Origin of the sequence: uncultured Pseudokineococcus sp., assembly GCF_947495735.1 — a bacterium.
Classification (GTDB): domain Bacteria; phylum Actinomycetota; class Actinomycetes; order Actinomycetales; family Quadrisphaeraceae; genus Pseudokineococcus.
On the sequence record NZ_CANMAA010000007.1, the window covers coordinates 96723 to 122798 of the forward strand.

The 26076-nt window shown below is 76.1% G+C and carries 21 protein-coding genes and 1 pseudogene; 9 read left to right on the plus strand and 13 right to left on the minus strand.

Going from position 1 to position 26076, the window contains the following annotated elements; translation table 11 throughout:
• Window positions 1-9: 9 nt before the first annotated feature.
• The 7 genes and pseudogenes from nrfD to Q0848_RS11350 form a co-directional block, all read right to left on the minus strand.
• The gene (nrfD, locus tag Q0848_RS11320; RefSeq protein WP_299037598.1) at window positions 10-1146 is read right to left on the minus strand and encodes an NrfD/PsrC family molybdoenzyme membrane anchor subunit; all 1137 of its coding nucleotides are present in this window, start codon (window positions 1144-1146) and stop codon (window positions 10-12) included.
• The gene (locus tag Q0848_RS11325; RefSeq protein ID WP_299037600.1) at window positions 1143-2375 is read right to left on the minus strand and encodes a 4Fe-4S dicluster domain-containing protein; all 1233 of its coding nucleotides are present in this window, start codon (window positions 2373-2375) and stop codon (window positions 1143-1145) included. Before Q0848_RS11325 ends, nrfD begins: the two co-directional genes overlap by 4 nt.
• 224 nt (window positions 2376-2599) lie before the next feature.
• A pseudogene (gene fdh, locus Q0848_RS11330) lies at window positions 2600-5833 on the minus strand (formate dehydrogenase); the annotation flags it as partial.
• Between the two features lie 198 nt (window positions 5834-6031).
• Window positions 6032-7786 carry a DEAD/DEAH box helicase gene (locus Q0848_RS11335; protein ID WP_366146565.1) on the minus strand — a complete coding sequence of 585 codons (1755 nt, stop codon included), beginning with the start codon at window positions 7784-7786 and terminating at the stop codon, window positions 6032-6034.
• A 588-nt stretch (window positions 7787-8374) separates the two neighbouring features.
• The gene (locus tag Q0848_RS11340; protein WP_299037604.1) at window positions 8375-9967 is read right to left on the minus strand and encodes a long-chain fatty acid--CoA ligase; all 1593 of its coding nucleotides are present in this window, start codon (window positions 9965-9967) and stop codon (window positions 8375-8377) included.
• A gap of 156 nt (window positions 9968-10123) precedes the next feature.
• Complete coding sequence (locus tag Q0848_RS11345) at window positions 10124-10387, minus strand: hypothetical protein (RefSeq protein WP_299037607.1); 264 nt, start codon at window positions 10385-10387, stop codon at window positions 10124-10126.
• Window positions 10384-10791, minus strand: coding sequence for a DUF1622 domain-containing protein (locus Q0848_RS11350; RefSeq protein ID WP_366146566.1), 408 nt, complete (start codon window positions 10789-10791; stop codon window positions 10384-10386). Before Q0848_RS11350 ends, Q0848_RS11345 begins: the two co-directional genes overlap by 4 nt.
• Window positions 10792-10943: 152 nt before the next feature.
• Here Q0848_RS11350 and Q0848_RS11355 point away from each other — a divergent pair, with 152 nt between their 5' ends.
• From Q0848_RS11355 to Q0848_RS11365, 3 genes are all read left to right on the plus strand, one after another.
• Window positions 10944-11174, plus strand: coding sequence for a hypothetical protein (locus Q0848_RS11355; protein WP_299037611.1), 231 nt, complete (start codon window positions 10944-10946; stop codon window positions 11172-11174).
• A gap of 186 nt (window positions 11175-11360) precedes the next feature.
• Window positions 11361-12056: a dienelactone hydrolase family protein gene (locus Q0848_RS11360; protein WP_299037613.1), complete on the plus strand. Its 696-nt coding sequence runs from the start codon at window positions 11361-11363 to the stop codon at window positions 12054-12056.
• Window positions 12057-12135: 79 nt separating this feature from the next.
• Window positions 12136-13440, plus strand: coding sequence for a 5'-3' exonuclease H3TH domain-containing protein (locus tag Q0848_RS11365; protein WP_299037615.1), 1305 nt, complete (start codon window positions 12136-12138; stop codon window positions 13438-13440).
• A 91-nt stretch (window positions 13441-13531) separates the two neighbouring features.
• On the opposite strand, the gene Q0848_RS11370 is transcribed toward Q0848_RS11365, so the two are convergent.
• Together Q0848_RS11370 and Q0848_RS11375 are read right to left on the minus strand one after the other, a co-directional pair.
• Window positions 13532-14554, minus strand: a complete 1023-nt coding sequence (locus Q0848_RS11370; RefSeq protein ID WP_299037617.1) for an L-idonate 5-dehydrogenase — start codon at window positions 14552-14554, stop codon at window positions 13532-13534.
• Window positions 14551-15948, minus strand: coding sequence for an MFS transporter (locus Q0848_RS11375; protein WP_299037619.1), 1398 nt, complete (start codon window positions 15946-15948; stop codon window positions 14551-14553). Before Q0848_RS11375 ends, Q0848_RS11370 begins: the two co-directional genes overlap by 4 nt.
• An 88-nt stretch (window positions 15949-16036) precedes the next feature.
• Here Q0848_RS11375 and Q0848_RS11380 point away from each other — a divergent pair, with 88 nt between their 5' ends.
• Window positions 16037-16741 (plus strand): GntR family transcriptional regulator, encoded by a 705-nt coding sequence (locus Q0848_RS11380; protein WP_299037620.1) that lies wholly within the window; start codon window positions 16037-16039, stop codon window positions 16739-16741.
• Window positions 16742-16769: 28 nt separating this feature from the next.
• Here the strand turns inward: Q0848_RS11380 and eda are convergent, their stop codons facing one another.
• The 4 genes from eda to manD are packed head-to-tail and all read right to left on the minus strand — an operon-like array spanning window position 16770 to window position 21055.
• Window positions 16770-17435, minus strand: coding sequence for a bifunctional 4-hydroxy-2-oxoglutarate aldolase/2-dehydro-3-deoxy-phosphogluconate aldolase (gene eda, locus Q0848_RS11385; protein ID WP_299037622.1), 666 nt, complete (start codon window positions 17433-17435; stop codon window positions 16770-16772).
• Window positions 17422-18897, minus strand: coding sequence for a mannitol dehydrogenase family protein (locus tag Q0848_RS11390; protein WP_299037624.1), 1476 nt, complete (start codon window positions 18895-18897; stop codon window positions 17422-17424). The genes eda and Q0848_RS11390 overlap by 14 nt, the downstream gene beginning before the upstream one ends.
• The gene (locus Q0848_RS11395) at window positions 18894-19850 is read right to left on the minus strand and encodes a PfkB family carbohydrate kinase (protein ID WP_299037626.1); all 957 of its coding nucleotides are present in this window, start codon (window positions 19848-19850) and stop codon (window positions 18894-18896) included. The genes Q0848_RS11390 and Q0848_RS11395 overlap by 4 nt, the downstream gene beginning before the upstream one ends.
• Window positions 19847-21055 (minus strand): D-mannonate dehydratase ManD, encoded by a 1209-nt coding sequence (gene manD, locus Q0848_RS11400; protein ID WP_299037628.1) that lies wholly within the window; start codon window positions 21053-21055, stop codon window positions 19847-19849. Before manD ends, Q0848_RS11395 begins: the two co-directional genes overlap by 4 nt.
• Window positions 21056-21244: 189 nt before the next feature.
• On the opposite strand from manD, the gene Q0848_RS11405 reads away from it, so the two are divergent.
• The 5 genes from Q0848_RS11405 (at window position 21245) to ggt (ending at window position 26052) form a co-directional block, all read left to right on the plus strand.
• Window positions 21245-21901 carry a hypothetical protein gene (locus tag Q0848_RS11405; RefSeq protein ID WP_299037629.1) on the plus strand — a complete coding sequence of 219 codons (657 nt, stop codon included), beginning with the start codon at window positions 21245-21247 and terminating at the stop codon, window positions 21899-21901.
• A 17-nt stretch (window positions 21902-21918) separates the two neighbouring features.
• Window positions 21919-22278 (plus strand): transcriptional regulator, encoded by a 360-nt coding sequence (locus Q0848_RS11410; RefSeq protein WP_366146567.1) that lies wholly within the window; start codon window positions 21919-21921, stop codon window positions 22276-22278.
• Window positions 22275-23237 carry an ABC transporter ATP-binding protein gene (locus tag Q0848_RS11415; protein ID WP_299037634.1) on the plus strand — a complete coding sequence of 321 codons (963 nt, stop codon included), beginning with the start codon at window positions 22275-22277 and terminating at the stop codon, window positions 23235-23237. The genes Q0848_RS11410 and Q0848_RS11415 overlap by 4 nt, the downstream gene beginning before the upstream one ends.
• Complete coding sequence (locus Q0848_RS11420; protein ID WP_299037636.1) at window positions 23234-24061, plus strand: ABC transporter permease; 828 nt, start codon at window positions 23234-23236, stop codon at window positions 24059-24061. The genes Q0848_RS11415 and Q0848_RS11420 overlap by 4 nt, the downstream gene beginning before the upstream one ends.
• A 272-nt stretch (window positions 24062-24333) precedes the next feature.
• Window positions 24334-26052 (plus strand): gamma-glutamyltransferase, encoded by a 1719-nt coding sequence (gene ggt / locus Q0848_RS11425; protein WP_366146568.1) that lies wholly within the window; start codon window positions 24334-24336, stop codon window positions 26050-26052.
• The last annotated feature ends 24 nt before the right edge of the window (window positions 26053-26076 follow it).

The following is a 26076-nucleotide window of genomic DNA, read 5'->3' on the forward strand; positions in this document are numbered from 1 at the left end:
GCCCGGTCCTCACTCCCCGGCGGTCTCGCGGGCGGCGATGCGCTCCCGCTGCGGGCGCACGACGTACTTGGGGTCCAGCGTGGACGCGACACCGGCCTCGAAGACGGCCATCCGCGTCAGGAACGACCCGGTGAGCAGGCCGGCCCCGGCCAGCGCCGACACCAGGCGCGAGCGCCGGCCGACGACCGCCCCGACCGCGCCCGCGACGGTCAGCGCCCGCGCGGCCCGCAGCATCTTCCCCGGACGGCCCTCGTGGAAGGGCTCGCTGACGACCCCGTGCGCGCTCTCCATCCGGTGGGCGGCGACGAGCTCGGCCGCGGCGCCGATGACCGCCACGCGCGCGGCCGGCCCCGACTGCGCCACCGGCGACAGCACGAGGCCCGCCCCGGCCCCGGCGGCCAGGGCGCTGCCGCCGAAGACGAAGGGCAGCTCCCGGAACGGCTCGTGCCAGGAGGGGACGGCGGTGTCGGCGAGCAGCACCGCCGTGTACGTGGCCAGGAGCGGACCGGTCACGGCGGCCCCGGCCCCCGCGGCGGAGGCCAGCGGCGGCGCCACCCGGCGGGCGAGCCCCGGCAGGCCGCGCTCCGGCAGCAGCGCGGCGGCCTCGAGCACGGCCGCCGCCCCGCTCAGCGGGCCGAAGGCCGTGAGGATCCACGTCCCGACCGACATCGGGGAGGTGATCTTGGCGACGCGGAGCATGTTGTAGAAGCGCTCGGGGCGGCCCAGGTCGGCGATGAGGAAGTAGGCGCTGGCCCCGACCGCCGCCAGCGAGGTCACCCGCAGGCCCCGGCGGGCCTCGACGTCGCCGCGGGCGTCGGCGACGACCGCCAGCATCGACGTCCCCGCCGCCACCCCGCCGCAGAACAGGTAGTAGGCGATCTCGTGCGTCCACACCGGCGGCTTGAGGACGGCGCGGCCGTAGTAGGAGGAGAACTCGGCCTCGGGCACCACCGCGTTCGCGTCGCCCTTGCGGCCCCTCCCCTTCCCCTTGCCGCCGCCCTTCTCGCGCCGGCCCATCCCCGCGTCCCACATGCGCGCGGCCTGGCCGCCGACGGGGTCGGTGCCGGGGACGTGCTGCCCCGGCTGGTCGGGCTGGCCCGGCTGGCGCGGGGTCGCCTGCGCCGGGGCGTCGTTCCCCGGGCTCATCGCCGGCCCGCCGCAGCCGCCGCGGCCGCCGCGACGCCTACGACCATGAAGCCGGCCGCGGCGAGCATGTGCCGGTACATGGAGGGCAGCTCGCGCGTGGTGACGACCGGGTCCGGCGGCAGGCCGTAGACCTCGGGCTCGTCGAGCAGCAGGAAGAACGCGCCGTCGCCGCCGACCCCGTCGTCGGGGTCCTCGCCGTACAGGCGGGCCTCGGTGACGCCCACGTCGTGCAGCTGCTGGCGGCGGCGCTCGGCGCGCTCGCGCAGCTCGTCGAGGTCGCCGAACTGGATGGACTCCGTCGGGCAGGCCTGGGCGCAGGCGGGCGTCTGCCCCTCCCCCAGCCGGTCGTAGCACAGGGTGCACTTCCAGGCCCGGCCGTCCGACTCGCGCTTGTCGATGACGCCGTAGGGGCACGCCGAGACGCAGTAGCCGCACCCGTTGCAGATGTCCTCCTGCACGACCACCGTCCCGAACTCCGTGCGGAACAGGGAGCCGGTGGGGCAGACGTCCAGGCAGGCGGCGTGCGTGCAGTGCTTGCAGACGTTGGACATCATCAGCCAGCGCAGGTCCTGGCGGCCCTCGCCGTCCGGCACCGCGGCGGGCGCCAGCATCCCGGGCATGCCCAGGAACGCCCCCTCCTGGACGGCCGTGGCGGCCGGGGCGGACGAGCCGCACCCGCCGCTGGGCTTCGGGCCGGCCTTCGCGCCGGAACCGCACCCGCCGCCGCCACCGCCGGAGCCGCAGCCGCCCCCCCGGGTGGTCTGGGCCGCGGCCACGTCGGCCAGGGGCTGGCCCCCGGGCACCTCGGTGCCCAGCCGGGCCGCCGCCTCGAACACGTCGGTCGCCGCGGCGACGACGTCCTGCTGCATCGCGTCCGACGACGCCCCGGTGGCGGCGCCGGCGAAGGGCGAGCCCTGGTTCCCCACGGGACGGGCCTGCTCGATGAACGCGACCGCCCGCCAGGAGTCCGCCCCGAGGCCGCCGGTGTTGTCGTAGGACATGCCCAGGAGGTCCAGGCCGTCCTCCGGCACCATGTTCCACTCCTTGCACGCCACCTCGCAGGCCTTGCAGCCGATGCAGACCGAGGTGTCGGTGAAGAAGCCCTTGCGCGGGGGCGGGTCCGCGTACCCGGCGTCGCGCGCCGGGTCCAGGAGCCGGCCGGAGAAGCTGTTGGCGTGGATCGTCAGGCCGCCGACCTCCCGGTCGCCGGTGATCACGTCGCGAGCCATCAGCTCTCCTCCAGGGTGGTGTCGGGGTGCGCGTCCAGGACGGCGGCCTCGACGCCGTTCTGCTGGGCCTGCCCCGGTCGGGACCGCACGTCGTGCCGCACGGACAGCACCTGCTCCATCTGGTCGGCGCGGTGCCCGGTGCCGGACGGCGTCGTGCCGGCCGACGCCTGCTCGGCGCGGTCCTTGCCCTGCGGGTCGAGGAGCTCGGCCGTCACCGCGACGGCTCCGGAGGCCATCGTCACCCCGCCGCGGACGCGGTAGGAGTCGATGAGCTCCAGCGACGCGGCGCCTCGCGGCCGCCGTCCCGGCTGCACGTCGCACGTCCCGGCCTTGAACTCCTGGATGTGCACGTTGGGGTCCAGGGTCAGGTGCGCGAGGTCGTTGACCACGTCGCCGGTCGTCAGCCCGCCCTGGCCCCAGTGGTAGGGCAGCCAGACCTGGTGGACGACGTCGTTCTGGATCCGCAGCGGCGCGAGCCGGTCGGTCACCAGCACCCGCGCCTCGACGACGGCGCGCGCGGTGATGACGTGCGCCCAGCCCAGGTGCTCCAGGCCGCGCCCGGCGGCCAGCTCCGGGGACACCTCCATGAACAGCGCGGGCTGCAGCTCGGACAGGTACGGCAGGAAGCGGCTCATGCCGCCCGCCGTGTGGTGCTCGGTGAGCCGGGAGGTCATCCACACGAACGGGAAGACGCTGCTCCCGCGCTCGGGCGGCGAGGGGTGCACCTGGTTGAGGTGGTTGGTGTAGATCGCCCGCGCCGGGTTCGCCTGCTGGGTGTACAGGCTGTTGCGGAACGGGGACTCCGCCGGCTCGTAGTGCGTCGGCAGGGGGCCGTCCACGACCCCCTTGGGCGCGTAGAGCCAGCCCTTGCCGTCGCTCTGCATGATGAACGGGTCGTCGCCGGCGATCGCCTCGACGCCGGTCGCGCCCTTCCGGGGGCGGTACGACGGGGCCTTCGTCAGCTCGAAGTCGGGGACGTCGTCACCGGTCCACCGCCCGGCCTCCTCGTCCCACCACACCAGCGCCTTGCGCTCGCTCCACGGCTTGCCGTCGGGGTCGGCCGAGGCGCGGTTGTAGAGCATGCGCCGGTTCATCGGCCAGGCCCAGCCCCACTCGGGCGCGTGCAGGGACTGCTCGCGCCCGGGCTTGCGCCGCGCCGCCTGGTTGACGCCGTCGGCGTACACCCCGGAGTAGATCCAGCAGCCGCTGGAGGTCGACCCGTCGGCCTCGAGCGCGGTGTACCCCGGCAGCAGCTCGCCGCTGGCGACGTCGCGACCGTTGATCTCCTGGAGCACCGCCTCGGCGCTCGGCTCCTGGTCCTCCCCGTGGACGGGGTACTCCCAGGTCACGTCGAGCAGCAGCCGGTCGCGGGGGTCGGTCGAGCCCGCGAGCTTCTCCCGCATGCGCCGGCCCAGGTGGTAGAAGAACCACAGGTCGCTCGTGCAGTCGCCGCGGGGGTCGACGGCCTTCTCGCGCCACTGCAGCAGGCGCTGGGTCTGGGTGAAGGTGCCCTCCTTCTCCACGTGCGCGGCGGCGGGCATGAAGAAGACCTCGGTGCGGCACTCCTCCGTGACGATCTCGCCCGTCTCGACCTCGGGGGCGTCCTTCCAGAACGTGGCGCTCTCGATCATCACGAGGTCGCGGACCACGAGCCAGTCCAGGTTCGCCATCCCCAGGCGCTGGGCCCGGCCGTTGGCCGACCCGACCGCCGGGTTCTGGCCCAGGAGGAAGTACCCGAAGATCTTCCCGCCCTCGATCATGTCCATGACCTGGGAGTAGGTCCCGTGGTCGCCGTTGATCTTGGGCATGGACTCGAACAGGTAGTCGTTCTCGGCCGTCGCGGCGTCGCCGAAGTAGGCCTTCAGCAGGCTGACCATGTAGGCGTCCGCGTTGCCCCAGTAGCCCTTCTGGTTGCGGCCCTTGATGTCGTCGACGTACTCCGCGAGGGTGCGGTGCTTCTCCGCGTTCGGCATCTGCAGGTACCCGGGCAGCAGGTTGTAGAGCGTGGGGATGTCCGTGGAGCCCTGGATGCTGGCGTGGCCGCGCAGCGCCATGATCCCGCCGCCGGGACGGCCCATGTTCCCCAGCAGCAGCTGGAGGATGGCGCCGGTCCGGATGTACTGGACGCCCGTCCCGCGCTGGGTCCAGCCCACGGAGTAGACGAGGGCTCCCGTCTTGTCGCGGCCGGAGTTGGAGATCCACGCCTCGGCGACCTCGTCGAAGAGGTCCGTCGGGATGCCGCAGACCTCCTGCACCATCTCGGGGGTGTAGCGGGCGAAGTGGCGCTTCATGACCTGCCACACCGTCTGCGGGTGCTGCAGCGTCGGGTCGCGCCGGATGCTCTGGTGGTCGACGGGGGCGCCGCCGGAGCCCATGGACTGCCCGGCCTCGGTCTCGCTGTCCTCGTCCGTGGAGTCCTTGTCGTCGCCCTGCTCCTGCTGGCCGCCGGCGTACTGCCAGGACGCGGTGTCGTAGGTGCGGGTCTCGGAGTCGAAGCCGGAGAAGAGCCCGTCGAGGTCCTCGGTGTCCTGGAAGTCCTCGCTGATCAGCCAGGAGGCGTTCGTGTACGCCAGGACGTACTCGCGGAAGTCCCGCTCCTGCGTCAGGACGCGGTTGATGATCGCGCCGAGCAGCACGATGTCCGTGCCCGTGCGGATGGGGACGTAGGTGTCCGCCAGCGCGCTGGTGCGGGTGAAGCGGGGGTCGATGTGGATGACCTTCGTGCCCCGCGCCTTGGCCTCCATGACCCACTGGAAGCCCACGGGGTGGCACTCGGCCATGTTGGAGCCCTGGATGACGATGACGTCGGCGTTGCTCAGGTCCTGCAGGTCACCGGTCGCTCCGCCGCGACCGAACGAGGCGCCCAGACCGGGCACCGTGGCGGAGTGTCATATGCGCGCCTGGTTCTCCACCTGGATCGCGCCCATGGCGGTGAACAGCTTCTTGATGAGGTAGTTCTCCTCGTTGTCCAGCGCCGCACCGCCGAGGCTGGCGATCCCCATCGTGCGGTTGAGCCGGTTGCCCTGGCTGTCGAGGTCCTGCCACCCGCGCCGGCGCGCGTCGATCACCCGGTCGGTGATCATGTCCATGGCCGTGTCGCGGTCGAGCTCGGTCCACTCCGTGGCGTACGGGGCCCGGTACTTGATGCTCGTCATCCGGCTGTCGCCGTTGACGAGCTGCTCGCTGGCCGCGCCCTTGGGGCACAGCCGGCCGCGCGAGTGCGGGCTGTCGGGGTCGCCCTCGATCTGGGTGACGCGGCCGTCCTTGACGAAGACCCGCTGGCCGCAGCCGACGGCGCAGTACGGGCAGACCGACTTCGCGACGGAGTCGGCCTCGACCGTGCGCGGGGTGAGGGCCAGCGACCGCTTGGACTGGGTCGCGGCGCCGCGCCCCAGCGGGTCGTCGCCGGTGAGCTGGCGGTAGACCGGCCACCCCTCGATGAAGGTCTTGAGCCCCATTGCGGTCTCCCTGTCGTGTGACGTGCCGAGCCCCCGGTGGGTGCAGGCGGTGCAGCGTACGTCGTGCTCCGCCGTCAGCGCGTCGTGCGTGCGGCGCGGCGGTCTCCGGGACGGCGACCGGCCCCGGGCGGGGGCGCCCCGGACGCACGAGGGCCCCGCCGACGTCGTCGGCGGGGCCCTCGTCGTGCGGGGCGGCGATCAGCTGGCGGGCTCGTCGCGGTCGCGGCGGACCATGGCCTTGCGGCCCTTGATGGTGCTGCCGCGCAGGGCGGCCACGACGTCGTCGGCGGCGCTCTCGGGCACCTCGACGAGCGAGAAGCGCTCGGTGATCTCGATGGCGCCGATGTCGCGGCCGCTCACCGGCGACTCGTTGGCGATGGCGCCCACGAGGTCGCCCGGGCGGACGCCGGCCCTGCGGCCGACGCCGACGAAGAGCTTCGCGTTCCCGGCGGCCGGGCCGGTGCGCGCGCCCGGACGTCCGCCGCGGGAGGCCGGGCCCCGGCTGTCACGGCTGTCGCGGCCGCGAGGACCGCTGTCGCGGCCGACGCCCGCGCGGGGGCGCGTGTCGGCGGCCGGGATCTCCTGGTCGTCCACCGCGCCCTGGGCCCGGTGGGCGAGGCGCAGCGCCGCGAGGGCGACCTCCTCGGCGCCGTGCTCGGCGAGCAGCGCGTCCAGGACGCCGCGGACCTCGTCGAGCTCGGCGCGGTCCCCGTCGAGCGCGCCGGCGACGGCGGCCCGGGTCTCCTGCAGGCGGTGGGCCCGCAGGTCGGCGACGGTGGGCAGCGGCGCGACGGCGATGGGCGCGCCGGCGACCCGCTCGATGACCGAGAGCTGGCGGCGCTCGCGCGGCTCGGCGAGCGTGAGGGCGACGCCCTCGCGCCCGGCGCGACCGACGCGGCCGATGCGGTGCACGTAGGACTCCGGAGCCGCCGGGACGTCGAAGTTCACGACGTGGGAGAGCTGCTCGACGTCGAGCCCGCGGGCGGCGACGTCGGTCGCGATCAGCAGCTGAGCAGCCCCGGCGCGCAGGCGGGAGACCACCTTGTCGCGCTGCTCCTGGCCCATGCCGCCGTGCAGCGCCTCGGCGCGGTAGCCGCGGGCGCCCAGGCGCTCGGTGATCGTGTCGACCTCCTCGCGCGTGCGGCAGAAGACGATCGCCGCGGTCGGCTGCTCGAGGTCGAGGATCCGGCCCAGGGCGGCGACCTTGTGCTGGCGGCCGACGACGTAGGCCGTCTGGCGCACCTGCGGCGCCTCGCCCTCGGCGGTGCGCTTCTTCGCGATGCTGATGCGCACCGGCTGGTTCAGGTGCTTGCGGGCGATCCGGTCGATGCGCGGCGGCATCGTGGCGGAGAAGAGGACCGTCTGCCGCTCCTGCGGGGCCGCGGACAGGATCTCCTCGATGTCCTCGGCGAAGCCCATGTCGAGCATCTCGTCGGCCTCGTCGAGCACGACGGTCTGCACGGCGGCCAGGGGCAGCGTGCCGCGGCCGATGTGGTCGATGGCGCGGCCCGGCGTGGCCACGACGATGTCGACGCCGCGCTCGAGCTCGCGCAGCTGGCGACCGATCGGGGTGCCGCCGTAGACGGCGAGGACGCGGGCGCCCAGCTGCTTGCCGTAGGTGGTGATCGCCTCGGAGACCTGCAGCGCGAGCTCGCGGGTCGGGACCAGCACCAGGCCCACGGGACGACGACCGCCGCCGGCCGGGATCTTCTCGAGCAGCGGCAGCGCGAAGGCCGCCGTCTTGCCGGTGCCGGTGGCGGCCTGGCCGAGGAGGTCGTGGCCGGCCAGGAGCGGGCGGATGGACTCCGCCTGGATCGGGGTGGGCTCCTCGTAGCCGAGGGCGCTCAGCGCGCGCAGCACCTCGGGGCGCAGCCCGAGGTCGGCGAAGGTGGGACCGCTCTCCTCGTCCGCGGCGGGCGCGGGGGCGTCGTCGCGGCGGCCCTGCGCCGGCACGCCCGGGGCGGCGTCGTCGGTCGCGGCGTCCGGCGAGGTGGTCTCGTCGGCGGGGGTCTCGACGTCCTGGACGCCCTCGGCGGGGGTCTCGACGTCGGCGGGGTCGCGGTCCAGAGCGGGTGCGGTCAAGGCAGGAGTCTCCTCGGATGGGTCGGCCGTCGTCGGCCTGTCGGCAGGTCGCAGCCGGACTGGTGGCTGCTGCGGAGGGGACCTGTCGGCCGTGGACCCTGTGGAGATCGCTGCCCTGATGTCGCGTTCACGTGCCCGCTGCGCGGGCTCACCTGGCTGCTCGACCTGCGTCGGCCCCGTCCGAGCGCCCAGGGCGCTCGCTCCTCCGTCAGGCACAAGTGTGACGCACGCGCGGGCATTCCCCGACCACGCCCGCGCCCGACCGGCGCCGGTCGCCCGAACGCCGGACCAGAGCCGCACTCTGTCGGCACCACGCCGCGGACAGCTCCCCGGAGCCGCACCCTGTCGGCACATCGCCGTGGAGTGGCCCCGTCCTCGGCGATGTGCCGACAGAGTGCGGAGGGGTGGGAGGTGTGGGGGGGGGCGGGGGACGACGGGGCCCCGGCCGAGCGGCGCCGCTCAGGTGACGGGGTCGGCCCCGCGCGTGGGGCCCGGGCCGGCCGGGGCCCCGAAGCGAGCCACGAGCTCGCGCTTGAGGACCTTCCCGCTCGGCCCGAGGGGCAGCTCGTCGACGACCTCGATGCGCCGCGGGTACTTGTACGCCGCGATCTGGTCGGCGGCGTGCCGGCGCAGGTCCTCGGCCGTCGTCGTCGACCCCTCGACGAGCACCACCGCGGCGGCGACCTCCTCGCCGTGCCGCTCGTCGGCGACGCCGAAGACGGCCACGCGGGCGACGTCGGGGTGGGCGGCCAGCACCTCCTCGACCTCGCGCGGGTACACGTTGTAGCCGTTGCGCAGGATCATGTCCTTGGTGCGGTCGACGATCGTGACGTAGTCGTCCTCGTCCTTCGTCCCGAGGTCACCGGTGCGGAACCAGCCGTCGACGACGGCGGCCGCGGTGTCCTCCGGGCGCCCGAGGTAGCCCTTCATGAGGTTGTGCCCGCGCACGACGACCTCGCCCAGCTCCCCCCGGGGCAGCAGCTCGACGCGCTCGAGGACGTCGTGGCGGGCCACCTCCACCTCGACGCCCCAGATCGGGATCCCGACCGTGCCCGGCCGCGGCGCGCGTCCCACCGGGTTGAACGTCGCGACGGGCGAGGTCTCGGTGAGGCCGTAGCCCTCGTGGATCGGCGCGCCGAAGACGTGCTCGAAGCGCTCGATGACGGCGAGCGGGATCGCCGCGCCGCCCGAGACGCCGTACTGCAGCGGCGGCCGTCGCTCGTCCTGCGCCGCCGCCTCCAGGAAGGCCATGTACATGGTCGGCACCCCCATGACGACCGTGCAGCCGTGCTCGACCATCAGCGACAGCGCCGTCGCGCCGTCGAACTTCGGCACGAGCACGAGGGTGGCCCCGGCGCGGAAGGCGGTGTTCATCGCGCAGGTCTGCCCGAAGGTGTGGAAGAGCGGCAGGCACCCGAGGACGACGTCGTCGGGTCCGAGGCGGAAGGTGTCCAGCAGCGAGGTCTCCACCTGCGACACGAGCGAGAGGTGGCAGCCCTCGGCGCCCTTGGGGCGCCCCGTCGTCCCGCTCGTGTAGAGGATCGTCGCGGTGTCGTCGGGCTGCCGGGGCTCGACCGCGGCGATCGGGGTCGCGGCGGCGGCGAGCTCCTCCAGCCGCGCCAGCCCGTGCTCCTCGGCGAGCTCGGCGGGCGCCAGCACGGTCACCACGTCCACCCCCGCGGCGCGGGCGCCGCGCAGCCCCTGGGCCAGCAGCGGCGCCGCGCAGACCAGCAGGGACGCCTCGCTGTCGCGCAGGACGTACTCGACCTCCGGCCCCTGCAGCAGGGCGTGCACGGGCACGACGACACCGCCCAGCGCCAGCACCGCGTAGTACGCCCGCGGGAAGTCGGCGACGTTGGGCAGCAGGAGCGCCACCCGCGTGCCGGGACCGACGCCCCGCTCGCGCAGGGCGCCGGCGACGGCGCGCGTCTGGTCCCAGAGCTCGCGGTAGGTGATCCGCGCGTCCCCCACCACCACGGCGGTGCGGTCGGCGTGCCGGACGGCCGACTCGGCGAGGATCGTGGCGACGGACAGCGTGGCGAAGCCCTGCATGGCGCGCTCCTGAGCCCGGGGCCGCACCGTCGCGGCCCGCGTGGCGGCAGGGTAGGCGCCGACCGCGGGGGCGGCCAGGCTCCCCGGCCCCACCGTCGCGGGCGGCTCCTCCGGCGGCGTCGGCTCGAGCGGGCGCCGGCTCAGGCGGGCGCCGGCTCAGGCGGGCGCTGGCGCGGGCGGCTGCCGGCTCCGGGAGGCCGCGACGATCCCGGCCCGGGCCAGCCTGCGGACCAGCACGACGAGCACGACGGCGCCCAGGGCCGTCCACGACGTCCCGGAGGTCAGGCGCAGGAGCCCGGCGACGAGCAGCAGGTCCAGCAGCACCGCCGACGGCCGGCGGGTGGCGGCGAGCACGAGGGCGGACAGCACCAGCGCGGCGACCGCCGCCGCTGTGGCCGCCGCCGCGACCAGCTCGCTCACGCCGGGCTCGAGCCCCGGGGGCCGGGCGACGCGGCGCCGCCCGCGCTCCCGCTGCCCCCGGTCTCCTCCCTCTCCGCCTTCTCGTCGAGGATCCGTCGCTCCTCGGCGATCTCCCGGGCGAGGAAGAAGTTGAGGGCCGTGCGGATGGCGGCGACGGCCGCGAGCTTGCCGAGCTCCTCGTAGCTCGGGGCGACCGCGGTGCGCAGGACGTCCGAGGCCAGCTGGAACTCCAGGCCGAGCGCCAGGAAGCGCCCGAGCGACAGGCGCACGGGCACGAAGGCGTCGGGGTCGCGCTGCGGGAGTGCGCGCGCGAACCCCACGACGGCGACGAGGGCGCCCACGAAGATGATGACCGCGCCCGCCGCCTCGACGACCTGGACGAAGGCGTCGACGACGGTGTGCAGGAGGTCCTCGGTGGTGGTGCCGGCGGTGCTCTCCCCCGCCGTGGCCCAGGTGCCTGTCACGGGCCGACGGTAGGCGGGAGCGCGCTGGCGCGCCGGTCGGGGACGCCGGGCCCCGAGCGGCCCGCCGTCCCGGCTCGTGGTGGGCTGCTCCCGTGGCGCGAGCGGACGGCGGCGGAAGACGGAGGGCCCCGGGGCCGCGGGGCCCGGTCGGCCGCCTCGCCCTCGCCGCGGGCGCGCTGGCCGCCGGGCTGCTGGCCCTGCTCGTCGTCGCCGCGTCCTCGGGCCGGGTGTCGGTGGCGGGGGTCGCCCTCGTCGGCGTCGGCCTCGTCACGGGGGCCACCGCGCTGCGGGACCGGCGCCGCGAGGACCGCGCGGGCCGCTGACGCCGAGCGACCTGCGGATGTCCCGGTGGCACCGCGTCACCGCAGGTCAGCGGCCCGTGCCTGGCACGACGCGCGACCTCTGCAGGTCGCCGCGCCCCTCAGGCCCTCACGCACCAGGGCCCTCACGCACCGGGAGCCGCGCCCCGCGCCCGGCGACGACGTCGCGGGCGACCTACCGTGCGGGGCATGAGCGACCCCGGCGCCGCCCCGCAGAACACCACCTTCCCCCGCCCCGGCGGCGAGGAGGGCCACGGCTACCTCGAGCTGCCGCCGTCCGGTCGCGGGCCGGGGCTCGTGGTCGTGCAGGAGTGGTGGGGGCTCACCGAGCACATCGCCGACCTCGTGCGCCGCTTCGCCGCCGAGGGCTTCGTCGCGCTGGCCCCCGACCTCTACGGCGGCCGCACCACGCACGACGGCGAGGAGGCGATGCAGCTGATGCGGGAGCTGCCCGTCGAGCGTGCAGCGCGCGACCTGGCCGGCGCCGTCGACCTCCTCCTCGGCCACGAGGCGGTCACCAGCAGCACCGTCGGCGTCGCGGGCTTCTGCATGGGCGGCTCCTTCGCGCTCACCCTCGCCAGCCAGCAGGGGGAGCGCGTCGGCGCGGTCACGCCCTTCTACGGCCTACCCGACCCGGAGACGACGGACTGGTCGGGCGTGCGCGCCGCCGTCCAGGGCCACTACGCGCGGGAGGACCGCATCGACCTCGACGTGGTGCGCGGCGTCTTCGACGACCTGCGCGGGCGGCTCGAGGTCCCCGTGGAGCTGCACGTCTACGACGCCCAGCACGCCTTCGTCAACGACACGGGCCCCGCCCACGACGAGGCCGCGGCCTCCCTCGCGTGGGGCCGCGCGACGCAGTTCCTGCGCGAGCACGTGCGCTGAGCCGCGCGGGCGGCCCGACGCGACGGGGTCGACGGCGGGGCGGTGCGGGATCTCGGCGCGGACGAGGCACCCTGGTGCCGTGAGCGCCCCCTCCCTCGCCCGCGCCGAGGTCGACCCGGCCCTCGCGGCGCTGCGGGCCGCCGGCCTGGTGGGCGACGAGGCGGGCGAGGACCTCGTCGCCGCGGGCGGCGCCCCGACCGACGAGGTCGCGCCCGACGCCCCGCTCCTGCTGGCCGTCGACGGCAACAGCCTCCTGCACCGCGCCCACCACGCCCACGCCGCGGGCCAGCACCGCGACGCGGCCGGGCGCCCGGTGTGGGCGCTGCGCGGCGTCGTCAGCCTCATCGCGAGCGCCGCCGCGCGGCTGACGCCCGACGCGCTCGTCGTCGGCTTCGACTGCACGGACGCGTCGGTGCGCCGGGCGGAGCACCCCGCCTACAAGGCGCACCGGCCGGACAAGCACCCCGACCTGCGCGCGCAGCTCGACGACGCCCCGGCGCTGCTCGCCGAGGCGGGCCTGCCCGTCGTCGTCGCCGAGGGCTTCGAGGCCGACGACGTCCTGTGCTCGGCCGCCGCGCTCGCCCGCCGCAGCGGCTGGCGCTGCACGGCCGTGACGAGCGACCGCGACTCCTTCGCGCTCGTCGACGGCTCGACGTCGGTGCTGCGCGTGCTCAACGGCGGCATCGGCGGCTCACCCGTGCTCACCCCGCGCACCCTCCCGCTGGTCACCGGGGTGCGCGCGGGGCAGTACCGCTGCCTGGCGGCGCTGCGCGGGGACGCCTCGGACAACCTCCCGGGCGCGGCGGGCATCGGCCCGAAGACGGCCGCCCGGCTGCTCGCCGTCTTCGACAGCGTCGACGACGTCTACGCCGCCCTGGACGGCGGCCGCGAGGACGAGGTGCTGGCGGCCGTGGGGGCCGGCGCGGTGGCGCGCCTGCGCACGCCGGAGGCCCGTGAGAACGTCGCCCGCAACCAGCGGCTCATGGCGATGCGCGACGACCTGGCACTGCCCCCGGTCGACGACCTGCGCCTGCCGCTGGACCTCGTGCGACTGCAGGCGGCGCTCGGCGCCCGGGACGTCCGCCTCGGCCCGTCCCTGTGGGCCCTCGTCGGCGGCGCCCCGGCCGCCGACCGCTGGGGCGGCCTGCCGGCGTGGGCCGCCGACGCGCCCCTGCCCGACGGCCCGCCGACCGACGACGGGGCGGCCCCGCCCGACCTCGCGGCGCCGGCCGCGACGGCCTGGGGAGCTCTCCCGGGCCCGACCGTGACCGCTCCGGCGGAACCGGCCCCGGAGCCCGCTCCCGCCCCGGCGCCCCTGGGCGCCCGCGGCCTCGCCAGGGCCCGCAAGGACCCGGGCGAGGACCAGCTCGACCTCTTCGGCTGAGCCCTCGGGCATGCGCAGGCCCGCCCGCGACGAGGCCCGGACCCCGCCGCGGGCCCGGGCCCCGTCGGCCCCCGTCGACGGGAGCCGCCGGTCAGAAGGTGAGCAGCACCTTGCTGCTGCCGGTGCTGCGGTCGCCGGCCACCTGCAGCGCGCGCTCGACGTCGGCGACGTCGAACTCGTGCGTCACCACCGCGCTGACGTCGGTGCCCGCGGCCATCGCGGCCAGGGCGTCGTCGATCTCGTCCACGAAGCGGTAGGAGCCCACCCACGTGATCTCCCGGGTGACGAGCGCGGCCAGCAGAGCCGGCGCCGCCTCCCCCGGCAGGTTGCCGACCTGCACCAGCAGGCCGCCGCGCGCGACGGCGCCGAGCACGCCTCCGAGGGCCGCGGGGTGGCCGGACGCCTCCAGCGCCACCTCGACGTCGGCGGGCAGCGCGTCCCCGGCGGACAGGTCGCGGACGTCGTCGGCGCCGAGCGCCCGCGCCACCTCGAGCGAGGAGCGCTGCAGGTCGGCGGCGACCACCTCGCCCGCGCCGCGGGCCTTCAGCGCCGCCACGACGAGCGCGCCGATGGGGCCGACGCCGTTGACGAGGACCCGCTTGCCGCGGACGTCGCCCGCGCGCGCCACGGCGTGCAGCGCCACCCCGAAGGGCTCGGCGAGCGCACCCTGGCGCGTGGTGACGCCCCCCGGGAGCGGCCGGACCTGGTCCGCCCGCACCACGACCCGCTCGGCGAACCCGCCGTCGGTGTGGGGGTCGAGGGCCGCCGACCCCAGGTAGCTCGTCCGCGCGTGGAGGTTCGTCCGGCCGGCGAGGCGCTCGGGCAGCGCCTCGTCCCCGAGCACGCTGGCGGGGTGCACGGTGGCGGGCAGGCCGACCTCCAGGCCGGTGACCCCCTCGCCGAGCGCCGCGACCCGACCGGCGACCTCGTGGCCGAGGACCAGCGGGTGCTTGAGCACCGCCGTGCCCGAGCCGCCGTGGCGCCAGTAGGACAGGTCGGACCCGCAGATCCCGCCGTGCTCGACGGCGAGCACCACCTCGCCCGGGCCGGCCTGCGGCTCGGCGCGCTCCTCGACCCGCACGTCCCCCGGGCCGTGGGCGACGACCGCCCTCACGCCGCGTCCTGCAGCTGCACGAGGTCGCGGCCGCGGGTCTCCGGCGCGAGGCGCGCGGCGACGAGCGCGCAGGCCGAGTAGGCGACGATCATCACGGCGATCGGCCAGCCCGAGCCGGTGGCCACCGTCAGCGCGGCGGCGAGCACGGGGCCGATGGCCGTGGCGAGCACGCCACCGATCTCCTTCGCGAGCGCCAGCTGGGTGAAGCGCGAGCGGCCCCCGAACAGCTCGGCCATCGTGACGCTCTCCATGGAGAACAGGCCGAGGACGCCGAGGTTCAGCGCGACGACGATGGCGATGCTCACGAGCAGCGGGTCCCGGGTGTCCAGCATCGCCACCATCGGGAAGGCGTAGGCCATGGTGAAGATCGTCAGCACGGTGTAGACCGGCCGCCGCCCGAAGCGGTCGCCCGCCATCCCGGCCAGCGGCACCGTGAGGAACCCGATGGCCGAGCCGATGAGGATCGCCGTCGTGCCGACGGTGCCCTCCAGGAGGAGCTCGGTCGCGAGGTAGCCGAGCAGGAACGTCTGGATGATCCCCGAGTTGCCGGCCTGGCCGAAGCGGAGGCCGAAGGCGAGGAAGAACGCCCGGCCCTTGCGCTGCTCCAGACCGCTCTCGATGACGCCCCGGTCGGCGGCGGACTCCTGCGCCGCGATCTCGGCGCGGGTGAGGGCGACGCCGTCCTGCACGTCGGCCCGCTGCTCGAAGACCGGGCTCTCCTTGAGGTGACGGCGGATGTAGACGGTCATCAGGAGCAGCACGATGCTCAGCAGGAACGGCAGTCGCCAGCCCCAGGAGAGCAGCTGGTCCTGGGTGAGGACCTGCAGCAGGATCGCCCAGATGCCCGACGCCAGCAGGGTGCCGGTGTTGGTGCCCAGCGCGACGAGCGAGGCGATGAGGCCGCGGCGGCGGACCGGCGCGTACTCGACGAGCATCACCGTGGCGCCGGCGATCTCGGCGCCCGCGCCGAAGCCCTGCACCAGCCGCAGCGCCACGAGCAGCGCGGGGGCCAGGAGGCCCACCTGCTCGTACGTGGGCAGGACGCCGATGAGGGTCGTCGACCCGCCCATCAGGGCGATCGTGATGACGAGGACCCTCTTGCGCCCGAGCCGGTCGCCCATCCGGCCGAAGTAGACGGCGCCGGCGAGCCGGGCCACGTACCCGACGCCGTAGACGCCCATGGCGGCGATGAGGGCCACGCCCGGCTCGTCCGACGGGAAGAACAGGAAGGCGAAGACCAGCGCCGTGGCGAGGGAGTACAGCTGGTAGTCCATGAACTCCAGCGCGGTGCCCAGCCAGCCGGAGACGGCGGCCCGGGCGAGGTCCTTGGTGCTGCGCTCGCCCTCCGCGGGCGGGGCGCCCCCGGACGCCGTCGGTGTCCTGGGTGTGCTCATGTCCGCTCCTCCATCGCAGCGACAGCCTGACGGCCGCGTCAGTCGGCTACCATACAAGTATGTCCCGGCACTCTGGCACACTCCGCAGGTGACAGTCCACGACGCCGCCCGACGCGCCCCCCGGGGCCGGGTGGTGATGCCCCGGGGCGCGCGCGCCCACGTGCTCGAGCTGCTGCGCCACCGCATCATCACGCTGCAGATCCCTCCGGGCGCCCCGCTGTCGGAGAACGAGCTCGCCGCCCAGCTCGGGGTCAGCCGGACCCCCGTGCGCGAGAGCGTCATCCTCCTGGCCGAGCAGGGGCTCGTCAGCGTCGTCCCGCAGGTGGGGACCTACGTGGCCCCCCTGCGCCTCAGCGACATCGCCAGCGCCCAGTTCGTGCGCGAGGCCCTCGAGGTCGCCTCCCTCGCAGAGGCTCTCGACAAGGTGGGCGACCAGGACGTCGCCGACCTGCGCGCCCTCGTCGCGGCGCAGCGGAACGCCGCCCCCGACGCGTTCTTCCCCCTCGACGAGGAGTTCCACCTGCGCCTGCTGAGCATCAGCGGGCACGCCTCGGCGTGGCGGGCCGTCAGCCACGCGAAGGCCCACCTGGACCGGGCGCGCCACCTCAGCCTGCCCCTGCCCCGCCAGGTCGACGTGCTCGTCGACCAGCACGAGGCCGTCGTCGACGCCCTGGCGCAGGGGCGCGCCGAGGAGGCGACCGACGCGCTGCGCACCCACCTGCGCAAGGTCTTCGACGACGTCGCGGTCGTCCGCCAGCAGCACCCCGACTACTTCGTCGACGACCCCGCCTGAGCGACGACGCGACGCCCTGCCGTCGCGCTCAGGCGGCGGACGCGCCCCGGTGCGGGCCGAGCGCCTCGACCGCCTCCCGGGCCAGCCGCTCGACCTCGCCGAAGCGGCCCTCGGCCACGACCGACGCGGGGGTGAGCCAGCTCCCCCCGACGCAGGGCACGTTCGAGAGGCCGAGGTAGTCCGGCGCGCTCGCCTGGCTGATCCCGCCCGTGGGGCAGAACCGCAGCTGCGGCAGCGGGGAGCGCAGCGCGCCGAGGAACGGCGCCCCGCCCGCCTGCTCGGCGGGGAAGAACTTCAGGTCGCGGACGCCGAGCTCGAGGGCCGCGAGGGCCTCGGAGACCGTCGAGACCCCGGGCAGGACCGCGACGCCCGACTCCTGCGCCGCCCGGATGATCGCCGGGGTGCTGCCGGGGCTGACGACGAACCGGGCACCCGCCTCGACGGACCGCTCGACGTCGGCCGCGCTGACGCACGTCCCGACGCCGAGGACGACCTCGGGCACCTCCGCGGCGATGCGCCGCGCGCTCTCCAGGGCGGTGGGCGTGCGCAGCGTCAGCTCCACGACGCCGACTCCGCCGGCGTGCAGGGCGCGGGCGAGGGGCACCGCGGCCTCGGGGTCGTCGAGCACGACGACGGGGATCACGGGCGAGAGCCCCATCACCTCGGCGGCGGTGGGGCGGTCAGGCGTCGTCACGGTGCAGCTCCTCCTCGAGGCCCGCGGTCCCGGAGGAGGCGAGCAGGGCGTACCAGCGGGTCACGGCGTCGGCGAAGCCCCGCGAGGCGCCCACCTCCTCGGTGAACACCTCCCGGGACCCGAGCAGGGCGGGCACGACGTCCTCGGTCCGCCGGCTGCCGCCGAGGCGGCCGGTGAGGAGGTCCGCCAGGGGGTCGGCCAGCTCGGCGGCCGGGGTGCGCGCCACGTGCAGCATCCACGCCGCGGCGAGCAGGGCGTGCCAGCGCGGCACCGCGCCGGCGCGCAGCCGCTCCGCCGCGGGGGCGACGACGCGGGGCACCAGCTTCTGCGAGCCGTCGGAGCCGACCTGCGCGCTCGTGTGCGCGAGCGCCGGGTTGGCGAAGCGCCCCAGGACCGTGCGGCCGTACTCCGCGACGTCGAGGTCGCGGGGCACGTGCAGGGTCGGGACGACGTCCTCGGCGACGAACCGCTGCGCCACCGCCAGCAGGGTCGGCCGCGAGACCGCCTCGGCGATGGTGCGCGCCCCGTCCACCTCGCCGAGGTGGGCGAGCAGCGAGTGGGAGGCGTTGAGCACGCGCAGCTTGCACGTCTCCCACGGCTCGACGTCGTCGGTGAGGACGGCCCCGGCGAGCTCCCACGCGGGGCGCTCCCCCGCGAAGTCGTCCTGGACCACCCACTGCCGGAAGGGCTCGGCGACGACGGCCGCCTCGTCGCGCAGGCCCAGCTCCTCGGCGACGGCCGCGAGGTCCGCCTCGGTGGTGGCCGGCGTGATCCGGTCGACCATGGTGGAGGGGAACGTGGTGCGGGACAGCTGCTCCCGCAGCGGGCGCGCCCGCTGCGCGGGCAGGGCGTCGGCGAAGCCCTCGACCAGGCGCCGCAGCACCGCGCCGTTGGAGGGCAGGTTGTCGCAGGAGACGACGCTGAGCGGCCCGCCGCCCCGCTCCCCGCGCAGGGCGAGGCCCCGCGCCAGCAGGCCCACCGGGGTGGTGGGCCGCTCGGGCGCGGCGAGGTCGGCCGCGACGGCGGGGTCGCCCGCGGCCAGGCCGCCGGTGGCGGGGTCGACCCGGTAGCCCTTCTCCGTGATCGTCAGGGTCACGACGGCCGTCTCCGGGGCGGCGATGTGGGCGGCCACCTCGTGCGGCTGGGTGGGCGCGGTCAGCACCTCGCGCACCGCGCTGACGAGCCGCAGCGGCGCCGCGCCCTCCCCGCGCTCGCTGACCGTGTAGAGGCAGTCCTGCGGCGCCAGCTGCCGGGCCACGGCGTCGCTGCGCAGCGTGGCCGCGCTGAGGCCCCAGCGCGTCTCGCCCGTGGCCCGCATCGCCTCCTGCGTGTAGACGGCGGTGTGCGCGCGGGCGAAGGCCCCGATCCCGAGGTGGACGACGCCGGTGCGCAGGCTCTCCGGCGACGGCGCCGGCTCGGGGTGGCCGGCGCTCGCGAGGGCGCTGCGCGACAGGCGGGTCACCGGCCGGCCCGGCGGGCGGCGAGGTGGGCGCGCACCTGCTCGGCGGAGGGCACGAGGCCCGTCCCGCCGCGCCCGCCGACGACGAGCGAGGCCGCGGCCACGCCCTGCAGGACGGCGTCGGGCAGGTCCGCCCCCAGGGCCAGGTGCGCGGCCGTCGTCCCGACGAAGGAGTCCCCCGCTCCGGTCTGGTCCACCACGTGCGGCGCCGGCACGGCGTCCACCCAGGTGCCGCCGTCGGGCAGCCCGTCGGCCTCGACGTGGACGCCGCGGGCGCCGCACGTCACGGCGACGCCGCGGGCGCCCCGGCCGCGCAGGTCGCGCGCGGCCTCCTGCGGCGTCGACGCGCCGAGCAGGCGGGTCTCGGCCGGGTACGAGGGCGTCACCAGCGCGCAGCGCGGCGCCAGCGCGAGCAGGTCGGCCAGCGCCTCCTCCGACGAGCGCAGGCGAGGCCGGTGGTTGGGGTCGTACACGAAGCGCGAGGCCGCCTCGGCGGCCGCCATGACGGCCGCCCGCGCCGACGCGGAGATCGCACAGGTGATGCCGCCGGCGAGGACCGCGCCCGCCGCGGCGAGCACGCCCGCGTCCAGGTGCTCCGGGCCCAGCGTCGAGCCGACGCTGCCCCGGCGGACGTAGGTGAACTCGCGCTCGCCGTCCGGGTCGGCGTGGGTGAGGTAGAGGCCCTGCTGGCCCTCGCCGGTCACGAGCAGGTCGGTGCTGACGCCGAGCTCGGCCACCCGCGCCCGCACGGCCCGCCCGGCCTCGTCGTCCGCGACGACGCTGACCAGGCCGGTGCGCGCACCGGCGGCCGCGGCGGCCGCGGCGGCGTTGAGCGCGTCGCCCGAGATGCCGAGGCGGGCGGGCACGCCGTCGCCCAGCGGGGCGTCCGTCGAGACCTCCAGCAGCACCTCGCCGAGGACGACCACGTCGAAGGGGCGGCGCGCGTCGGCGCTCACCAGTCGTGCACCGCGCCGTCGAGGCGGCGGTTGACCGGCAGGTAGCGCCGGTCGTAGGGGAAGCGGGCCGCCGCCTCCTCGTCGAGCTCCACGCCCAGGCCGGGCGCGTCGCCGGGGTGCATGTAGCCGTCGTCGAAGGTGTAGCTCCAGCGGAACACCTCGCCGGCGGGGTCGAGGTGCCCCATGTTCTCCTGCACGCCGAAGTTGGAGGTCGCCAGGTCCAGGTGCAGCGCCGCGGCGTGGGCGACCGGCGAGAGGTCGCCGGCGCCGTGGGCGCCCGAGCGGACGCCGTAGAGCTCGGCGAGGGCGTAGATCTTGCGCAGGTGCGAGATGCCGCCGGTGTGGGCCACCGAGCAGCGCACGTAGTCGATGAGGCGCTCGGTGATGAGCGTCTCCACGTCCCAGATCGAGCTGAGCACCTCGCCGACGGCGATCGGCGTCGTCGTGTGCTGGCGGATGAGCCGGTACGCCTCCTGGCTCTCGGCCGGCGTCGGGTCCTCGATCCAGAAGGGGCGGTACGGCTCGAGCGACTTGCCGAGCCGCGCCGCCTCGACGGGCGTCAGCCGGTGGTGCACGTCGTGCAGGAGGTGCACGCCGTAGCCGAACTCCTCGCGCACGGCGCGGAAGACCTCGGGCACGTGGTCCAGGTAGAGGGTCGTCTCCCACGAGTCCTGCTGCGGCAGCGAGCCCTTCGCGGGCTCGTAGACGCCCGCGCCGCCGGACATGCCGTAGGTCTTGGCCAGACCCGGCACGGCCGACTGGATGCGGACCGCCTTGTAGCCGCGGTCCAGGTAGCCCTGGAACCGCTCGAGCAGCTCGGGCACGTCCTGGCCGTCGGCGTGCCCGTAGACGAGGACGCCGTCCCGGGCCGCGCCGCCGAGCAGCTGGTAGACGGGCAGGCCGGCCACCTTGCCCTTGATGTCCCACAGCGCGACGTCGACCGCGGCGATCGCCGTCATCGTGACGGGGCCGCGCCGCCAGTACGCGCCCTTGTAGAGGTACTGCCAGGTGTCCTCGATGCGCGAGGCGTCCCGCCCGACGAGCAGCGGGCAGAGGTGCTCCTGCAGGTAGGCCGCGACGGCCAGCTCGCGGCCGTTGAGGGTCGCGTCCCCCACGCCGACGACGCCGTCCTCGGTCTCGACGACGAGGGTGACGTAGTTGCGCCCCGGGGAGGACACCACGACCCGGGCATCGGTGATCTTCATCGAGCACTCCTGTGCGGTCGGCTTGTATGCAAGTACGGTACCGCACCCTGGCACTCCGCGGTCAGCGCCCGCGACCACCGTGCCACCTCCCCGGCCGCGGCGGGAGGGACGCACCTCTTGCCACTGCAGACGACTCTGCGCTACAAAGCGCACACCTGCTCTGCGGTGCAGACCACTTTGGAGGCCGTGATGAACGCCAGCGCACCCCGCTCGCCCCGGGCGACGGACGACGACGCCCCGCTCGACCCCCGCGAGGCGCTCGCCGTGCTGGAGTCCGAGCGGAGCCGCACCCAGCGCCAGCTCGAGCCCGACGTGCGGCTCATCTACGGAGTCTGGGGCGCGACCTGGCTCGTCGGCTTCCTGGTGCTGTGGGCGTCGTCCACCGGGCGCGGCCCGCTCGTCCTGCCGCCTCCCGCGGCGGGCTCGACCTTCGCCGCGCTGATGGCGGTCGCCGTGGTCGTCACCGGCGTCCACAGCACGCGCCGCATGGCGGGGCTGCGCGGCACCTCGAGCACCCAGGGCGCCATGTACGGCTGGGCGTGGCTGCTCGGGTTCGGCTGCGTCGCCGCGCTCTTCACCTCCGCCGCCGGGGCGGGCGCGTCCGCGGAGGTGATGGGCGTCCTGGCGCCGGCCCTGTCCGGCCTCGTCGTCGGGCTGCTCTACCTGGCCGGGGGGGCGATGTGGCAGGACCGCGCCCAGTACGCGCTCGGCGCCTGGATCCTCGTGACGAGCGCGGCGGGGGCGATCGCCGGCTACCCCGCCAACCACCTCGTGATGGGCCTGCTCGGCGGAGGAGGCTTCCTCGTCGCCGCCGTCGTCGTCGCGGTGCGGGGGCGGTCCGCGTGAGCGCGGAGGAGGTGGCGCTGCCGGACCTGGACCCGGTCATCCACGCGCCGGCGCGCCTGCGGCTCATGGCGGGCCTCGCGGTGCTCGGCGACGACGACCGCCTCGCCTTCCCCCGCCTCCAGGAGCTGCAGGGCCTCACCGCGGGGAACCTCGGCGCCCACCTGCGCAAGCTCGAGGACGCCGGCTACGTCGCCGTCGAGAAGACCCACCGCGGGCGCACCCCGGCCACCTACGTGTCCCTCACCCGCCGCGGGCGCCGGGCGCTGGAGGACCACACCGCGGCGCTGCGCGCGCTCCTCGAGCCCGTCACCGCCCGCACCCCGTCCGGCGACGCCTCCCGCGGCGCCTCCGCCGACAGCCCTGGAGGGCTCGCATGACCGCCTCGACCGCGCCGTCCGCCGACGGCGCTCGCACCGACGTCGCGCCCCTGGCCCGGCTCGTCGGCGCCACGCGCCGGTACGGCGACGTCGTCGCGCTGGACGACGTCACCCTCGACGTCCCGCCCGGGCAGCTGCTCGGGCTCCTCGGCCCCAACGGCGCCGGGAAGTCGACGCTGCTGCAGCTGCTCTGCGGCCTGCGCCGGCCGACGTCCGGCTCCGTCGAGCTCTTCGGCCGGGCGCCGTGGGACCCCGCGGCGCGCGTGCACCTCGGCCTCACGCCGCAGGAGACCGGGCTGCCGCCGACCCTGCGGGTGGGCGAGGTCGTCGACGTCGTCGCCGGCCACTTCCCCGACCCCGTGCCGACGCCCGAGCTGCTGGAGCGGTTCGGCCTCGTCGAGCTGCGACGCCGCCAGACCGGCGGTCTCTCGGGCGGCCAGAAGCGGCGCCTGGCCGTCGCCCTGGCGTTCGTCGGCCGCCCGCGGCTCGTCCTGCTCGACGAGCCGACCACCGGGCTGGACGTCGACGCCCGGCACGACCTGTGGGACGCGGTCCGCGAGTACCACCGCGGCGGCGGGACGGTCGTCCTCACCAGCCACTACCTCGAGGAGGTGGAGGCGCTGGCCGAGCGCGTCGTCGTCGTCGACCGCGGGCGCGTCCTCGTCGACGGGACGCTGGAGGAGGTCCGCTCGGCGGTCCCCGCGCGGCGCGTGCGGCTGCGCGCGGCGTCGCTGCCCGAGCTGGGCGCCGAGCGCGTCGTGGTCGAGGGCGACCGGCACGAGATGTGGACCGCCGACGCCGACGCGCTCGTCCGCCGGCTGGTGGCCAGCGGCGCCGACTTCTCCGCCCTCGAGGTCGCCTCCCCCTCCCTCGAGGAGGCCTTCCTGGCCGTCACGGCTGCCGGTGGCGACGCCGACGGAGCCCCGCACCCGACCCGCACCCCGGAGGTGGCCCGATGAGCGCACCCGGCCCGACCAGGACCAGCAGCTCCAGCACCGGCACTGCGACCAGCACCGACCTGGGGCGCCGGGGGCCCGGCGCGCTGCGCCTGACCGCCCTGCACACCCGGTCCCAGCTGCTGGAGACGGTGCGGGTGCCCATCGCCGTCGTCGGGACGGTCGTCTTCCCGACGCTGACGATGCTGTTCTTCGTCGTGCCGCAGCCCTTCGCCGGCGACCCGGTGCAGGCGACGGGGGCGACGGCGCAGATCTCGCTGTTCGCCGTCATGAGCGTGTGCCTGTTCACCTACGGGGTCGGCGTCGCGGAGGACAGGGCGCTGCCGTGGGACTCCTACCTGCGCACGCTGCCCGTCGGGGCGGGCCCGCGGCTGGCCGGGCGCCTGCTCAACGGGCTGGCCTTCGCCCTCGTGAGCCTCGTCCCGCTCGTGCTGGTGGCCTGGCTGCTCACGGCGGCGACGCTGCCGCTGGACCGGCTGCTCCTGACGGCCGGCGCGCTCGCCGCGGCGGCCCTGCCGATGCTCGGGCTCGGCCTCTGGATCGGCTACCGGATGACGACGAAGGCCGCCCTGGCCGTCGCCCAGGTGCTGCTGCTGCCCCTGGCCTTCGGGGGCGGGCTCTTCCTGCCGCCGCAGCTGTTCCCCGCCTGGCTCGACGCCGTCTCGACCTGGCTGCCGACCCGCGCGGGGCGCGACCTCGTGGTCAGCGCCACGACCGGCGCCGACCTGCCCGCGACGACGTGGCCGGTGCTGGCCGCCTGGACCGTCCTCACGGGGGTCCTCGCCGTCCGCGCGTACCGCCGCGACGAGGGCCGCCGCTTCCGCTGAGCCGGACCCGGCGCACGGCCCCGACAGCGCCGCGCCGAGGGCCCCGCCGTCGCCCTTGTGGCGCTGCGGGCTCCCGCCTAGCGTCGGCGCTCTCACCCGGACGGGTGATGCCGAGGAGGAGCCCCGTGGACGACCGCCAGCCAGCCCCCGCCCCGCGACGTCGCCGACGCTCCGCCGCTGCCGTCGGCCTCGCCGGTGCGCTGACCGCGGGCCTGCTCGCGGGGGCGCCCGCCGCGAGCGCCGACCGGCCCGGCGGGCGGGGCGGCGACCCCGTGCCCGCCCCGGAGAGGTCGCCCGTCGCCGTGGGCACCGGGGGCGCGGTGAGCACCGTCGACCCCTACGCCACGCAGATCGGGCTGGACGTCCTCGCCGACGGCGGCACGGCGGTCGACGCCGCCATCGCCGCGGCCGCGGCGCTCGGCGTCACCGAGCCGTACTCAGCCGGCATCGGCGGCGGGGGCTTCCTGCTCCACCACGACGCCGAGACGGGTGAGACCCGCTCCTACGACAGCCGGGAGACCGCGCCGGCGACCTTCACCGAGAAGACCTTCCTCGGTGAGGACGGCGAGCCGCTGCCCTTCGGCGAGGTCGTCAGCTCCGGGCTGTCGGTCGGCGTGCCGGGCACCCCGGCCCTGTGGGAGCGGCTGGCGGCGACCGAGGGCACGCGCCCGCTCGGCGAGCTGCTGGCCCCGGCCCGCGACCTGGCCCGGCGCGGCTTCGTCGTCGACGAGACCTTCTCCGCCCAGACCGCGGCCAACGCCGAGCGGTTCCGGCGCTTCCCCGCCACCGAGCGGGTCTACCTGCCCGGGGGCGAGGTGCCGCAGCCGGGCGACGTCTTCCGCAACCCCGGGATGGCGCGCGCCTACGACGAGCTCATCCGCCGCGGGACGCAGACGCTCTACGAGGGGCCGATGGCCCGCGCCGTCGTGCGCGCCGCCCGCTACCCGCGCACGGCGCCCGGCGTCGAGGTCCTCGCCGGGCAGATCACCGCGGCGGACCTGGCCGCGTACGAGGTGCTCGAGCCCGAGCCGGTGCGCTCGGACTACCGGGGCCTGGAGGTCGTCGGGATGCCGGTGCCCTCCTCGGGCGGCATCGCCGTCGCGGAGAGCCTCAACCTCCTGGAGGCCTACGACGAGCTCACCGGGGAGCCGCTCCCCGACGTCGCCGAGGACGCCTACCTGCACCGCTTCGCCGAGGCGAGCGCCACGGCCTTCGCCGACCGCAACCGCTACGTCGGGGACGTGCCGGGCGTGCCGACGGCCGAGCTGGTCTCCCAGGGCTTCGCCGACGAGCGCGCGTGCGAGTTGTTCGACGCCGACGCGGCAGCGGCGCGACCGATCCCCTTCGGCACGCCGGACGGGCAGTACGAGGACTGCGCCTCCGCGGCCGGGACGCAGGAGCCGCCCCGCGACGACCACGGCACGACGCACCTGACCGTCGCGGACGCCAGCGGCGACGTCGTCTCGTACACGCTGACGATCGAGCAGACCGGCGGATCCGGCATCACGGTGCCCGGCTACGGGTTCCTGCTCAACAACGAGCTGACGGACTTCAGCTTCGTGCCGGTGACGGCGGGGGTGCCGGACCCGAACCTGCCCGGGCCGGGCAAGCGGCCGCGCTCGTCGATGGCGCCGACGGTCGTCCTCCAGGACGGCGTGGCGGTCGGCGGCCTCGGCTCGCCGGGCGGCGCGACGATCATCACGACGACGGCGCAGGTGCTCGTCGGCGCCGTCGACCGCGGGCTCCCGCTGGTCGACGCCGTCGCGGCGCCGCGGGTCTCCTCCCGCAACGGCGCCACCACGACGGTGGAGCCCGCCATCGCCGACGGACCGCTCGGCGCCGCCCTGCGCGAGCGCGGCCACGAGCTCTCGACGTCGGCCGAGATCGGTGCGGCCACCGCCGTACGGGTGCTGCCGGACGGGCGCTTCGAGGCCGCCGCGGAGACCTCGCGCCGCGGGGGCGGCTCAGCCGGCGTCGTCGACCCCGGCTGAGGCGAGGACGGGCCCGCGCCCGCC